General features: G+C 40.0%; 12 protein-coding genes. 5 read left to right on the top strand and 7 right to left on the bottom strand.

What is annotated here, in order from left to right; genetic code table 11:
* Positions 1-535: 535 nt before the first annotated feature.
* The 5 genes from BN6556_RS08470 (at position 536) to BN6556_RS08450 (ending at position 6,346) form a co-directional block, all read left to right on the top strand.
* Positions 536-1,486 carry an ABC transporter permease gene (locus BN6556_RS08470; protein WP_066191241.1) on the top strand — a complete coding sequence of 317 codons (951 nt, stop codon included), beginning with the start codon at positions 536-538 and terminating at the stop codon, positions 1,484-1,486.
* Between the two features lie 41 nt (positions 1,487-1,527).
* Positions 1,528-2,421, top strand: a complete 894-nt coding sequence (locus BN6556_RS08465; protein WP_066189719.1) for a carbohydrate ABC transporter permease — start codon at positions 1,528-1,530, stop codon at positions 2,419-2,421.
* 87 nt (positions 2,422-2,508) lie between these two features.
* Entirely contained in the window at positions 2,509-4,137 is a 1,629-nt protein-coding gene (locus tag BN6556_RS08460; RefSeq protein ID WP_066189716.1) for an extracellular solute-binding protein, read from the top strand.
* Between the two features lie 69 nt (positions 4,138-4,206).
* Positions 4,207-5,469, top strand: a complete 1,263-nt coding sequence (locus BN6556_RS08455; RefSeq protein ID WP_066189712.1) for an alpha-L-fucosidase — start codon at positions 4,207-4,209, stop codon at positions 5,467-5,469.
* A gap of 34 nt (positions 5,470-5,503) precedes the next feature.
* Positions 5,504-6,346, top strand: a complete 843-nt coding sequence (locus BN6556_RS08450; RefSeq protein WP_066189707.1) for an MBL fold metallo-hydrolase — start codon at positions 5,504-5,506, stop codon at positions 6,344-6,346.
* 305 nt (positions 6,347-6,651) lie between these two features.
* Here BN6556_RS08450 and BN6556_RS08445 read toward each other — a convergent pair whose 3' ends face one another.
* From BN6556_RS08445 to BN6556_RS08415, 7 genes are all read right to left on the bottom strand, one after another.
* Positions 6,652-7,887: an MFS transporter gene (locus BN6556_RS08445; RefSeq protein WP_262361286.1), complete on the bottom strand. Its 1,236-nt coding sequence runs from the start codon at positions 7,885-7,887 to the stop codon at positions 6,652-6,654.
* Between the two features lie 226 nt (positions 7,888-8,113).
* Positions 8,114-9,091 carry a Gfo/Idh/MocA family protein gene (locus BN6556_RS08440; RefSeq protein ID WP_066189704.1) on the bottom strand — a complete coding sequence of 326 codons (978 nt, stop codon included), beginning with the start codon at positions 9,089-9,091 and terminating at the stop codon, positions 8,114-8,116.
* The gene (locus BN6556_RS08435) at positions 9,088-10,101 is read right to left on the bottom strand and encodes a Gfo/Idh/MocA family protein (RefSeq protein ID WP_066189701.1); all 1,014 of its coding nucleotides are present in this window, start codon (positions 10,099-10,101) and stop codon (positions 9,088-9,090) included. Before BN6556_RS08435 ends, BN6556_RS08440 begins: the two co-directional genes overlap by 4 nt.
* Before the next feature lie 23 nt (positions 10,102-10,124).
* Positions 10,125-10,937, bottom strand: coding sequence for a carbohydrate ABC transporter permease (locus BN6556_RS08430; protein ID WP_066189699.1), 813 nt, complete (start codon positions 10,935-10,937; stop codon positions 10,125-10,127).
* Between the two features lie 14 nt (positions 10,938-10,951).
* Entirely contained in the window at positions 10,952-11,872 is a 921-nt protein-coding gene (locus BN6556_RS08425; RefSeq protein ID WP_066189697.1) for a carbohydrate ABC transporter permease, read from the bottom strand.
* 67 nt (positions 11,873-11,939) lie between these two features.
* Complete coding sequence (locus tag BN6556_RS08420) at positions 11,940-13,196, bottom strand: ABC transporter substrate-binding protein (protein WP_066189695.1); 1,257 nt, start codon at positions 13,194-13,196, stop codon at positions 11,940-11,942.
* Between the two features lie 33 nt (positions 13,197-13,229).
* On the bottom strand, positions 13,230-14,453 hold the full coding sequence (locus BN6556_RS08415) for an ROK family transcriptional regulator (protein WP_066189693.1): 1,224 nt from the start codon (positions 14,451-14,453) through the stop codon (positions 13,230-13,232).
* Positions 14,454-14,632: the final 179 nt, after the last annotated feature.

Here is a 14,632-nt window from a genome sequence, read left to right as displayed (position 1 = left end):
TCATTTGTTGCTAGTAAATAAGTTATATAATTGATAATATCACACTTTTTCCAATGGGTTTATTAAGTTAAAAATACTATACCACTCCTTTGCAAACGGTGTCAATATAAGCACCTATTCTTTTCTCCATTTTTGAAATTCCTTATTTATAGAGGTTGTTCAAAAAGCACTTATATAACCATTAAGCAATTCCATCTCTTGTTCCAATTCTGTGACATCAAGCAATAAATTTTATAAATGAATATTTCAAACAAACATAGATATGCGAAAAAACTATTCTATTACTCCTAAAAGGCAGTGAATATTATTTCAAAAAAATAACTTGACAACGCTTACATTTGATTGTATAGTTATCCCAACTTAATAAACTTATTGGAGAAAGTTTTAATTATTAAAGCATATCCTGATGAAAGGGGCCAATCCTAAAAATGATACCGATATCAGCATTGCATATTTAAAATGTTATCGGTCACAAATGAGGAGCTTGATATATCATTACCCAGGAAATAAAGTGAGGAGGAAACAAACATTGAAAATGACAAGCGAGTATGCTGGCAAACAACTAGGTGTGAAGAAAAGGTCCAAGCTATTAAAGGATATCAAGAATGGATGGCAATTATACGTCATTTTTGCCCTGCCACTACTGTATATCTTAATCTTCAAATACCTGCCCATGTATGGTGCCATTATTGCCTTTAAGGATTTCAACCCATCCTTAGGAATTTGGGGCAGTCCCTGGACTGGCTGGGATCATATCACCACCTTTATGAGTTCTTTTGAATTCTGGCGGGTAATGAAAAACACCATCTTGTTAGGTATATATCAGGTCTTAGCCACCTTTCCTCTGCCCATTGTATTAGCCTTAAGTTTAACCTACATCTACAACAAACGGTTTAAACGCGCGGCTCAAATGATAACCTATGCACCACATTTTATTTCCGTTGTGGTGATGGTTGGGATTATCTTTATTATTCTAGATCCAAGAGGACCGGCTAATTCTTTATTGAGTAATTTAGGATTTGACACGATTAACTTTATGGGAGAAGCAAGCCTGTTTAAATCCATTTTTGTTTGGACAGACGTATGGCAGAATGTTGGGTTTGGCTGTATTATTTATCTCGCTGCCTTGGCTGGTATTAGTCCAGAACTACACGAAGCTGCGATTATCGATGGTGCTTCTAAATTAAGACGAATATGGCATATCGATATACCAGGTATCATGCCTACCGCAATCATCATTCTTATTCTTAATATGGGAGGATTTTTAGATACCGGTTTTGAAAAAGTGCTGCTCATGCAGAACCCATTGAACTTAAAGGCCTCTGAGGTGATCGATACGTATGTCTATAAAGTGGGACTCACAGGAATGATTCCGCAATATTCCTACTCTGCAGCCATTGGATTATTCAAAGCAGTTGTTGGGCTAATTCTAATAGTAGGTTCCAACCAATTAGCAAAAAAAGTAACCAAGCAAGGACTATGGTAGAAGCATAGAATATTTCATTTTTATAGAAAAGGAGTGAGAAGATGCATTCGCATATTAAAGAAACAAAAAGCGATAAAATATTCACGATTTGTAATTATGTACTATTGTCTCTCTTTGTTCTCTCGGTGCTTTATCCATTAATCTTTGTCATTAGTTCGTCCTTTAGCTCTGCACAAGCGGTGTCTACTGGCAAGGTATGGCTGTTACCCGTTGATTTCAGTTTAACTAGTTATAAAGAGGTATTTAAGCATGAAGCAATCTGGACAGGGTATGCCAACTCTCTATTTTATATGGTAGTTGGGACGATCATCAACGTTGCGTTAACCATCTTAGCCGCCTATCCCCTAACACGGAAAGACTTCAGGGGTCGAAATATATTTATGTTTCTGTTTGTCTTTACAATGATGTTTAATGGGGGATTAATCCCTATGTATCTTCTAGTTCGCGACTTAGGTTTGTTAAACACGAGATGGTCCTTATTATTGCCCAATGCCTTAGCTGTCTTTAATGTGATTGTCACCATGTCATTTTTTAAAACTACTATTCCTGACGAATTATTGGAATCTGCCCAAATTGATGGTTGTAATGATTTTAAATTTTTATTCAAAATAGTGATACCGCTATCAGCTCCTATTATGGCAGTTATGACTTTATTTTACGCTGTCGGACATTGGAATCAATACTTCAATGCCTTGATTTTCTTACGTGACGCTAACCTATTTCCATTGCAGCTGGTATTAAGAGATATCTTGGTGCAGAACGAAATCGATCCCTCCATGATGGGAGATGTCAGTCGAATGGAAGATCGGATCGGACTGCAGCAGTTGTTGAAATACTCTACGATTGTTGTCGCTTCACTGCCTGTGTTAATTATCTATCCTTTTGTTCAGAAACACTTTGTCAAAGGCGTAATGATTGGCTCCTTGAAAGGTTAACATGCTATTTCATTTAAAGGGGGTGAAAACATCGGGGTAAGTGATAAACAAGGACATTAGATGAATATTATTTAGGAGGGGTTAAGCATGCAAAATGCAAGTAAAAGCTTATGTTTCATCTTGTTGGTCATGACCATGTTGATCGTAGGATGTTCCAATGACGAATCTACTGGTGGAGAAAGTGGAGATTATGAGCCCATCGTAACCGAAGCAGGTACATTCCCTATTGTGGAAGAAGAAGTCGAATTGAATGTAGTAATACCTAGTAATGCGCTTGTGCAAGACTTCGAAACCAATGAATTCACTGAATGGTATGAAGAAAAAACCGGGGTGAAAGTCAATTGGGAGGTACTTCCTGAAGAAGGTGCTCAAGAACAACTAAACCTTATGCTAGCTAGCGGAGAATACCCTGATATTATCATGGATTTAGAATTAAGCCCGGCTCAGTTACGTATTTATGGCGATAACGGTACCTTTTTGGCATTAAATGACCTCATCGAAGAATACGGTGTTGAAACAAAAAAAATGCTGGAAGAAATGCCAATTGTAGAAGATGCTATTACCACACCTGAGGGACAAATTTACTCTTTGCCACAAGTAAACGAATGCTATCATTGTACTATGCCACAAAAAATGTGGGTGTATCAGCCATGGTTAGATGAACTTGGCCTTGAGATTCCAACCACAACAGAAGAATACCGAGAATTATTAGTAGCAATAAAAGAAGAAGACCCGAATGGTAATGGAGAAGCAGATGAAATCCCGCTAGCAGGCATGTACAATGGCTGGCATGGAGATATAGCTGCACCGTCTAGCTTTTTAATCGACCCCTTCATCTATAGTGATACCCATGTAGTAGATGGCGAAGTAGTAGTGCCATGGGATAAAGAGGAGTACAAAGAAGCATTGACGTATATTCATGATCTTTACCAAGAGGATTTGATATACGAAGGCTCTTTTACGCAAAACCAAGAACAATTCAAACAATTAGGAGAAAACGGAGAAGCGCCTCTTTTAGGAACAGCCGTATCTGCAGTTCCAAGTTTTTTCAGTGACCAACAAGGCAGATTAGCTGATTATGTAGCGATCCCTCCATTAGAAGGACCAAATGGACAACGTGTTACTTTCTCACTGCCTAACCCTGTAACGAGACCATCTGAGTTTATCATCACAGACAAGGCAGCTCATCCTGACGTTGCACTGCGCTGGGCCGATGCCATGTATCAGGAAGAAATCACGATGAGATCCGTTCTAGGACGTGAAGATGAAGAATGGAAAGTGCCCGAGGAGGGAACCACTGGATTAGACGGAAATCCTGCTCAATATGAAATGATTCCGCGTGAAGAACCGATCCATAACGCATTCTGGGATCAAACTGGTCCTTCTCTTCGTACAGCAGCATTTCGTGCTGGTCAGGCAGTACCTGATGGAGACCAGGAGAAAGTATTATGGGCTGCTACAGAACAATATGAACCTTATCTGTCAGACGAAATAGAACCAATGCCTAAGCTTTTCTTTAGTGAAGAAGAATCTAATCGATTAGCACAGCTCGAACAATCGATTACCGAATACATTGAGGAAATGACAGCTGCCTTTATTACCGGATCTTCGGACCTTGATTCAGAATGGGACCAATATATCGACACCTTACATCAAAAAGGGCTGGAAGAGTATATGGAAATCTATCAAACTGCTTACGATGAAAAATATAAATAAACCACAGCAAGGAAAAAGAGAAACGCCTCTCACCGTTTCTCCTTTTCCTTATGTAAAGGGAGAGAGAACATGTCAAACCTAGAAAAGATGAAACCTAGCACCATGCAGTTAGCCTATCAAGATTGGGAATATGGATTATTTTTACACTTTGGACTTCGCACCTTTTATGAAGGATACCACGATTTTGATAGTAGAACGATGTCTCCAAGTGCCTTCAACCCCACAGATTTAAATTGTAATCAATGGGTTCAAGCAGCAAAACAGGCAAACATGAAATATGCCGTTCTCACAGCGAAACACCATGATGGCTTTTCTAATTGGCCATCTGCCTATACCGATTTCTCTGTCAAACAGTCTCCTTGGAAAGATGGTAAAGGCGATGTCGTCCAAGAATTCACCGATGCCTGCCGTAACTATGGCTTGAAGATTGGATTATATTATTCCCCTTATGACGGTTCTGTGGACTTTTATAATAAAGATGCGAAAGAATACGACGATTATTTTATTAATCAAATCACTGAATTGTTGACCAACTACGGCGAAATAGACATTCTTTGGTTTGATGGGGCAGGTTCAGAAGATCATGAATATGACTGGCCAAGAATTGTGAAGCAGATTCGATCATTGCAGCCCAATATTCTTATTTTTAACATGGTCGATCCCCAGTTTAGATGGATTGGCAATGAAGATGGGCTTGCCCCTACTCCTACTTGGAATGAAGTAGAGTCTACCGAATTTTCAATCTATGCTGATGAACAAAGCACCTTACAGGAGCGTAAATGGCTCCCAGCAGAATGTGATGTGCAATTAAGAGATACCTGGTTTTATAGTGAAAATAACGAGGACCAAATCAAGAGTGTGGAAGAATTAATGGGACTGTACTATCATTCGATTGGCAATGGTACCAACCTGCTGCTCAACATTGGACCAGATCGGCAAGGGAAACTGCCCACAGCAGATGTAGAGCGTCTCTACCAATTCAAGGAGGCGATCGAGCACAGATTTTCGAATCCATTGGTTTCCTTCTCTCCATTTCAACGGGATGGTCATTGCTGGCGGTATCGTCCTGAAAAACCAATTTTCTTTGACCATGTTATCCTAGAAGAAGACTTGACCAATGGGGAAAACATACAACAGTTTCAGCTCACGATCAAAACCAAGAAATCAGGCGTAGTATGTTCTGTCTATCAGGGACAAAACGTTGGTCATAAACAAATCATTGCTATACCGCCAGTGATGGCAAAAGAGGTGATCATAGAAGTAACAGAAAGTGCTGATGAACCTAAGCTAAGAGATATTGCTGTCTTTCATGTTGGACTGTATCATTCTTAGTAATTAACATTTTTATTTATTGGAGGCATTGATCTTGAAGTTAACTTATTTAGGAACAGGTGCTGCAGAACGAGTGCCAGCCATCTTTTGTAAATGTCGAGTCTGTAACAACGCCCGAATAACACAAGGTAAAGAAGTGCGAACACAAAGTCAATTCATCTTAGATGATGGACAATTAATGATTGACTTTCCAGGTGATGCTTATTTGCATATGATAAAATATAACCTCCATTATAACGACTTAGAGCATCTGTTAATTTCTCATTGGCATTCAGATCATTTCTATCCCGAAGATCTTGCCTTTCGATTGCCGGGTTATGCAGCAGGGTTAGATAAAAGCCTGCATGTCTATGGCAATCAAACGGTTAAGAGTTTTTACGACAAGGCCATAAAGTTGGAAGGCGGAAGCGAGGAGAAGGCATTACACTACCATACAATTCAACCCTATCAGAAATTTGAGGTGAACGGCTATACGATTTATCCATTCCCTGCTCGACACGGCTGGTTTCAACAGGATAGTTTTAATTTTGCCATTTCTGATGGAAAAGATACCTTGCTTACTACCCATGATACCGGCTATCCTTATGAAGAAACATTTACTTATTTAGAGAAAGAGAATATCCGTCTTTCCATCGTCTCGTTAGATTGCACATCGCAAACCAAGGCCAAAAACCAAAGCCATATGAATTGGGAACATAATAAAGAACTCATACAAGAATTGCGTGCACGTGGTTTGTGTTCTCCAGACACCACATTTGTCGCCAACCACTTCTCCCATAATGGTGGATTGACTTATGAAGAAATGAAAGCCTTGTCTGAACAGGAAGGTGTTATCACGAGCTATGATGGGTTAGAGATTGACACCGTTCACCGATGAAGTGAGATGGGCCCAGACTTTATCAACTTACATTGTCCCCTCTTAGATTTCTTTGTGAATTTAGGAAGTGGGGGGACAGTGGTGGTTAAACTAATATAAATTCAGTATATCTGTATCTGCGCAAGTAAATCCTAAACAACACCTTAGATAAAAAAGAATGGTTTCCGTATTTCTCCACTTAGGTTAGAGATAATACGATTCCATTCTATCTAATCATCGCAACATTTTTTCAGTTTGCTACGAATCATATTAGAGAGAGTAAATATATAGTTAAACATAGTGATGTTTTTCACCTAATTACTATTCTATAAAATAGACACCTGTTGCTTTTCTTTTTTGAATTGAATAAACCAACCCACCGCTAACACAAGAAGCAATACAGCGCAGCCTATATAAAGCATTTCATAACCGAACGTGAGTGACAGCAAAAGATAACCAACAAATGGGCCAAAAGCTGCTCCTGTATCCTGCACAACCGTATAATAAGTGAAAAAACGAACAGTTCCAGCTTCATGAGAACGATCGCCAGCCATTGCATCCATGAGTGTTGTTAATGCAGTTGATGTTAGCAACACACATAGAGTGAAAAATATCCAAATCAAAGGGATGGATGAAAAAGCTAGCATTGGTAACCCTATACTTCCCAAGAGTAATGATCCAATGAAGAACGGTTTCCTCCCCTTCGAACCATCTGACCAAATACCAACCCTCGTCGCTAAAAAAGGTTCCCACATCCACCGTAGTGCTTGTAATATTCCTGAAAGAGCTGAAGCGGCGATGACTACATTCAGAATTTCTACCTCTTCCCCGAAATGATAAATGATAAGTGATGACAAAGTTGCCATAAGTACCCCTTGTATTATAAATGTAACAACGAAACTACTGCTCATAATAAGGGTATAATCCTTCAAAATATCCAATCCGAGGATTCCTTTCTTTCTGTCTGTCGATTTTGTTTTCGATAAAGACGCTTCATTTTGAAAAAATACACCGAGTATCACTACACCGATGCCGGACACCAGACCAAAAGATAAAGATATCCAAGTTAACCCTAAAAATGGTGTCAGCACACCGCCGACAAGCATACCTACAAGACTCCCCATCCGATAAAGACCATTATATAAGCCCATTGCCTCTCCTTGCTTATGTTGTTCACCATAAACGGCCACGGTTGATAGCCCCCAAATACGTAAAAAAGACCAAGCTAGCCCCCAAATACAACGGAGAATCAACCATGCCAGGAATCCTTTTACCAATCCGTAACCTGCAGTTGTCATTACACTAAGAATGACAGCAAATAACAACCCTATTTTTAAGGACATTTTTTCATACAGCCAACCAACAAAGGGATCTAGCGGCAGGCGAATAAATCGATTAACAGCAAGTAGCACACCGACCTGCCAAACACCATCCAAACCAGCTTCTCTCCAATAAATGGGGAGCGCAATATAAAGCATAGAATCGCCAAGTATACAGCAAGCAGTAACTAAAGCAATGATTACGACATTATGTTTTCTTTTTGCGCTGTGAATAGGAAACACCTTCTTCTGTTATAGTACTGGTTAATGGCAAGCTCCTCAAAAAAGAAGCTTCATTAAGTTTGAACAAATTCATTTCAATAAAAATTCTGGATTAAGAGTTTCCAGCAATTTAATCAGGGGAAATCAATGGTCTATTTGTAATCGCACAAATGCACGGAAACCATCCCTATCAACATTCAAAAAGGGATGGTTTCAGCATTTACATTGATTCTCTTCACTAATATCTTTACAGATGCTCGAGGGTTACTACTTCTTTTCGTTCCGATGATTTATAAGCTGCCATCGCAACTTCCAGTGCCCTCAATCCGTCTTCACCACTGATAGAAGGTTTTCCTTTGCTTTCTACTGTCCGTACAAAATCCTCGACTAACCCAGCGTCCATATTGTCTCCCCAGGCATTCCAACGAACACCTTCCGCATGATAAACATCCATTTTCTGTGCAAAGGCGTCGACAAAGAGCGTGCCTTTTGTGCCGACAATCTCCAACGTGACATCTCCCCAAGTAGGATAATTCTTATTCCTCGACCAGCTGCAATCGAGCGTAGCAAACATACCATTATCAAATTCCATCGTTAATAGACCCGTGTCGTCTATCTCATAGTCCGATAACTTATCATCTACTTCGGCATACACCTCAGCAATTTCAGCCTTGGTAAACCAGCGAATAATATCCACGACATGAACCGTATGATCAATCACTGCCCCACCACCTGATTTATCCTTCTCTACAAACCAGCCTCCCGGGTTTGTTCCTCTATTCGTACCTTTGATTGCGATAATGTTACCTAACTCACCCGCATCAATCATTTTTTTGGCGTGTTGAATCGGGGTATTAAACCTAACAGGGAAAGCCGTTTGTAAAATAACACCTTTATTGTGACAAATCTGAATCATATTTTCGGCGTCTTGCACGTTAGACGATAACGGTTTTTCACATAATATATGTTTGCCATGCTCTGCCGCTGCTTTTACATGTTCCAGATGCTTTTGATTCTCTGAGGTAATCACAACAGCATCGATGGGCTCGTTCAATAAATCATGATAATCGGCAAAATAGTTGGTGTGAAATTGCTCTGCTGCCTGCTTTCCTCTTGTTTCTTCCTCATCGCTAATGCCATATAACTCTACACCTTCTATATTCTTCAAGGCGTTGGCGTAACCAAACGCATGCCCATGAGCAAAACTAATAATACCTACCTTCATTTTACTCCCTCCAAACCGGTAAATTCCTTGAGATAGACTGGTTTTCCTAGCTTAATAGATTCCAAAGCTGCCAAGGCTATCTTCACAGCCTCATAGGCATCTTCTGCCGTTACAATCGGTGCTTTATCTTCTTTTATACATGTAATAAAATGCTGTATTTCTAAATAATAAGGGCTATCCTTAGCTGGGCTTGAAGGTACAGCAACTCCACCAGCCTCATTCGCCGCAGCACTTTTCTCTAATACAACAGGATTGACCTTAGAGCTGTCATGCTCAATAATCCCTTCTTTACCAGCAATCTCTAATTTGGTATGGAATTTCTGATGAGCCCATGTTCCTTCCACATGCGCAATAACACCACTTTCAAAACGCAAGGTGATCAAGGCATATTCTATCTTACCAGCAGCTCTACCTCTGCTTGTTTTGGCATAGACCCGCTCTACCTCTCCAAAACACCAACGCAGAAAATCAAAATCGTGAATGACCGTATCTAAAATAACACCACCGCTTTTGGCAAAATTGGCATACCAGTCGTTGGAGGCTTCAGGGAATGATCCACCTCTGGTTGTTCTTGCCATAATCGGCTGACCTATTTTCTCTGAATCTACTACTTTTTTTGCCTGAATATATTCTGGGAAAAATCGCACAACATGACCGACAAACAAGTGCACACCCTGCTGCTTACATTCATCCATCATTTCCCTTGCATCATCCAAATGACGGGCTAGCGGCTTCTCACATATCACATCACATTTATCCTGAGCAGCCTGAATAACCGCTTCTTTATGAGACGGTGTTGGCAAGCAGACAGATACGACATCGATATCTGCTAGTTGGCGTTTTGCTTCTTCATAAGAAGCAAAAGCTTTGGTGCCGTACCTGTTTGCTAGCTGCACCGCCTTTTCCGAATTCACATCGACAATGCCGCTAAGCGTCACGTCTTTCATTTTTGCATAAGCAGCGGCATGGGCATTACCCATGGTTCCTGCTCCTAAAACTAAAGCATTCATCTGTTTTTACACCTCTTTTTTTATTATCTTCTAACTCCTTGTAAAGCAATTCCTGAGACCAAATGTTTCTGTAAAATAACAAATATAATCAACATTGGAATGGTAGATAATACGGCCGCTGCCATTAACAAAGGATAGTCCGTCGAGTACTGGCCTTGAAATGCCGAAATACCAACAGATAACATTCTTGTTTCTTCTGAATTTGTCATAACCAGCGGCCACAGGAAGTCATTCCAAGAAGCTAAAATAGTAAAGATACCTAATGCTATCAATGCCGGAGTAGCATTTGGTAAAATAATGCGCCAGTAGATACCGAAATAGGAACAGCCATCAATCGTCGCCGCTTCATCTAACTCTTTCGGAATCCCCATGAAGAACTGTCTTAACAAAAATACGCCAAACGCACTAAACATCCCCGGAACGATCAAGGCATAGAAGGTATCGATCCATCCCAATGTAGTTAATATACCATAGTTAGGGATTAAAATGATCTGCATCGGCACCATTAGCACTGATAAAATAACCATAAAGATAATGTTTCGACCAGGAAAATCCATCCTTGCAAAAGCAAAAGCTGCAAGAGAACATAGGATAATCTGCGCCAACGTTCTACCAAAGGTCACAATGAACGTATTAAAGTAATACCTTAAAAGATCTACACTTGAGAATACTTCCACATAATTTTCAATCAGCCATTCCTCGGGGAGAATAGTAATAGGTACTTGCATCGCCTCCCCAAATGATTTTAGAGAGGTTAGCACCATCCAGAGAAACGGGGAGACCATTACCACTGCACCAAGAATCAACACCAAATGAATCAGCCATTTCCTATCCATCGTTCTCCTCCTTATTATCCATCATAATGCACCCATTTGTCTTGGAAGGCAAATTGAATGATCGTAACGGTTAATATCGCTAAAAACAACAAGAATGCTTGTGCGGAGGCATAACCCATTTGTGAATATTCAAACCCAGATTCATAGACCCCGTATACAAGCGTACGCAATGGCTCTAGTAACACATGACTATCTCCAATCATGATAAAAATCAAGTCAAACACTTGTAATGAACTGATCATCCCAGTGATAAACACGAAAAACAAAGTCGGTGTCAGCAAAGGGATGGTGATAGTCATTAATTGTTTAAATTTGGATGCGCCATCTATTTGTGCTGCTTCATAATAAGTTTGCGAAATGCCTTGTAAACCAGCCAAAATTAAGATGACATTGTTACCAACTGTCATCCAAACATAAACAACAATAACGGATAACAAAGCAATACTCGGATTGAACAACCATGCAGGCTGTGGTAAGTGAAGGGCTCCTAACACATGGTTAATCAGACCATAGTCTGTATTATACAACCACTTCCACACCATCCCCACTGCAACCGGCATGGTTACTACTGGAAGAAAGTAAATGGTTCGATAAACGACCATTCCCCTGATCTTCTGGTTCAACAGGACAGCGATTCCTGTCGCAAAAATCACGGCTAATGGCACGGACACAAACGTAAATACAAACGTGTTAAGCAGTGTTCTTAAGAAGGATCCAGATTGAAACAGTCGAACAATATTGTCTAAACCAATAAACTCTGGAGAGGTGATTCCATTCCAATTGGTAAAAGAGAGACCAAAGGAAGCAAGGGCAGGCATCATATAGAAAACGAAAAGCCCTAATAAAGTGGGAGCAATAAACAGATAGGCCCACAGCGCTTCCTGGCGTTTACGTCTGCTTCTTTTCGGTTTAGTAAGCACACTTGAGTTATTCATTCATTCGAAACTCCCTTCTTGTAATTGCATGTTCAAAAAGTTTGATCAGTAAAGTTTGCTGGACTTTTTAATCTATTTGCTCCGTTTCCAAGATTAAATCCATTTCATGCACGACATTATCTAGTGCTTGATTTAAAGGCTTATATCCTAAAAATGCCCCTTGAATTTCGGCCTGCTCGACATCTTGCCACTGTATCGTATTTTGTGATACTGGGTAAGGAAAGGAGGTTTCCTGCGCATCGATAAACACTTGTAAATCCAATTCCGGTAGGGAATCCACCCATAAATCACTCATCTCTTCTTGAGCAGGGATACTAAAACCTGATTCTGCAATAAACTGATTCCCTTTCTCCCCACTTAAATGCTTTATTAAATCCCATGCTAGTTCTTCCTTCTCGGTATCCCCGTTCATAGCCCAACCAATACCATGAGCTATAGAACCTTCTTTCTCACCGGCTGGTAATGGAGCTATACCCACATCATCCCCCAGTTCATCATAAAACATTTCCGTATTAACCGAGATTTCAGGATGTATAGCAATCTTCCCTGACATAAACAAATCTCTAGGATTGGTCTCTATCTGCGTCTGAACCGATGGTGAGATTCCCTCATTTATCAGGTCCTGCATGAAAGTAAAGGCTTCTTTGGCCTCTGGCGAATTAAAACCCGATTTTGTTTTCTCCTCATTGATCATGTAGCCCCCAGCCTGCGGAATTAAGTTATAGTATCCAGCTTGATTGCTTACCACACTTGCTGAGTACCCATATACTCCATTCTCTTGGTCCGTGAGTAACTCGCCTTTTTCTTTAATATCCTCCCACGTCCATGATTCATCAGGGTAGTCTAAACCTGCCTCGTCAAAAAGTCGTTTATTGTAGAACAGTCCCACGATATCGGCAAAATAAGGAGCTGCATACAAATGATCTTCATGAGAATATAAATCAATCATCGAATCAAAGTAGACATCCTTAGAAAATTCGCTGTCTTCTTCAATAAATGGTTCCAGATCTTTAATTAACCCAAAAGACATATATTCATAGAAATTTGGACCGTTCATCCAAAACACATCCGGACCACTGCCTCCACCTAGGCTTGTTCTTAATTTGGTAAAATAATTGTCATAAGGTGTATAGGTTACTTTCACTTCTACATCTGGATGTTCTTGATTAAACTCTTCAATGGATGCTTCTACTGCTCCACTAATTTTTTCATCCCATAAAGCTACTTCCAGTGTATTGGCGTCACTACCTGCATTGGATCCACACCCTACTAACAGTACACCTAATACCATCATCCAAAGCATGACATGTACAGATTTTCCCATTCTATCTCCTCCAACGTGTTTAATAATTCCGCGTTAGTCTGACGCGGCGAATGTAAATCTAAATTTATTATTAAACAATACAGCTGCAGCGCCTACCATCCGATTTTCACTGCCTAAAGGTGTGAGTTGTATATTGATTTTACTTCTTAAATTTGGGATTACTTTCTTTTTCACGGCCTGCTGCAATTGCTCTACCAACAGCTGATTCCCTTGAACCACACTGCCGCTCAATATAATCGCTTCCGGATCGAATAAATGAATATAATTCTTAAGCGCTATCGATAAATAGCGAACCATTTCTTGCATGATACGTAAAGCTAACGGATCTTCTTCCTGTAGCGCTTTCAAAAAGACTTCTGGCGTTAGCTTACGAATATCACCTCCTATCATGGTATACATAGTGGACTGTATAGCATTCGCCATCATAGCAGCTACGATTTTGGCATAAATTACCGGCCAGCTCACATAATTCTCTAGGCAACCCCTGCTACCACATTCACATTTCATACCATCTGGGACAACCGATGTATGTCCTATTTCACCAGAACTTCCATTACTGCCTCGAAAGATTTGTCCATTGATCATAATCCCTGAACCGATTCCTTCGTCGATCGTAATATAGATGAGATTCTTATAATGTGTAAAAGATCCAAAGTAATATTCAGATAATACTAATGCATTCGCATCATTATCAATAAATACGGGAAGATGAATCTGCTCTTCTATGATTTTGGCCAAGGGTACATCAAATAAGTCTAATTTAGAGTTGTAAGATACGGTACCGTGTTGTGCATCAATAATACCGGGCAATACAACAGAAATACCTTGACAGTGTGGCAAGTCTTCGTATAATTGTACAAATTGGCTCACCTTTGTCACTAACAGTTCCACCATCACTTTCCCTTTTGCATAATTTGTTGGATGGACTTCGCGCTTTCGAATATTGCCATGTAAGTCTAATACCGCAATGGTTATCTTCGTATTGGTGACAGATACCCCGATGATAGAATGAGCAGTTGGATTAAATCGTAAAAGAACCGGTTTCCTTCCTCCGCTAGAAATGCCAATTCCATCCTCGACGACAAGCTCCTTGGCCATTAATAGATTAACAGCTGATGTTACAGTCGTAGGACTTACTTCCAGCACCTTAGCAATCTTACTTCGTGAAATCGGACCCTTCTCTCTAATTACCTCTAAAACAACAGATTCATTTAATTGTTGAATAAACTTTAAGTCGCCGGTACGATGTTTTTTCAAATCTGCACCTCCACACACTTTCTCCACTAACTGCAAAAAGTATCTAAAGAAACACCCCATTTCACAAGAAATAAATCCAACATCCCTTGTTATTAGTGATTTATTTCCCATTCGCACCAAAACTTATTCCTCTTACTGCATTAAGTCTAAAATAATTTATCGTGCATTGCAATCGCTTA

The organism is Gracilibacillus timonensis (genome assembly GCF_900086715.1).
GTDB lineage: Bacteria > Bacillota > Bacilli > Bacillales > Amphibacillaceae > Gracilibacillus > Gracilibacillus timonensis.
This window is presented reverse-complemented; position numbering and strand designations above follow the sequence as displayed.

Bases quoted from the DNA above. Each gene is read 5' to 3' on its own strand.
- BN6556_RS08470 (WP_066191241.1), top strand. From the start codon at position 536: ATGACAAGCGAGTATGCTGGCAAACAACTAGGTGTGAAGAAAAGGTCC.
- BN6556_RS08465 (WP_066189719.1), top strand. From the start codon at position 1,528: ATGCATTCGCATATTAAAGAAACAAAAAGCGATAAAATATTCACGATT.
- BN6556_RS08460 (WP_066189716.1), top strand. From the start codon at position 2,509: ATGCAAAATGCAAGTAAAAGCTTATGTTTCATCTTGTTGGTCATGACC.
- BN6556_RS08455 (WP_066189712.1), top strand. From the start codon at position 4,207: ATGTCAAACCTAGAAAAGATGAAACCTAGCACCATGCAGTTAGCCTAT.
- BN6556_RS08440 (WP_066189704.1), bottom strand. From the start codon at position 9,091: ATGAAGGTAGGTATTATTAGTTTTGCTCATGGGCATGCGTTTGGTTAC.
- BN6556_RS08435 (WP_066189701.1), bottom strand. From the start codon at position 10,101: ATGAATGCTTTAGTTTTAGGAGCAGGAACCATGGGTAATGCCCATGCC.
- BN6556_RS08430 (WP_066189699.1), bottom strand. From the start codon at position 10,937: ATGGATAGGAAATGGCTGATTCATTTGGTGTTGATTCTTGGTGCAGTG.
- BN6556_RS08425 (WP_066189697.1), bottom strand. From the start codon at position 11,872: ATGAATAACTCAAGTGTGCTTACTAAACCGAAAAGAAGCAGACGTAAA.
- BN6556_RS08420 (WP_066189695.1), bottom strand. From the start codon at position 13,196: ATGGGAAAATCTGTACATGTCATGCTTTGGATGATGGTATTAGGTGTA.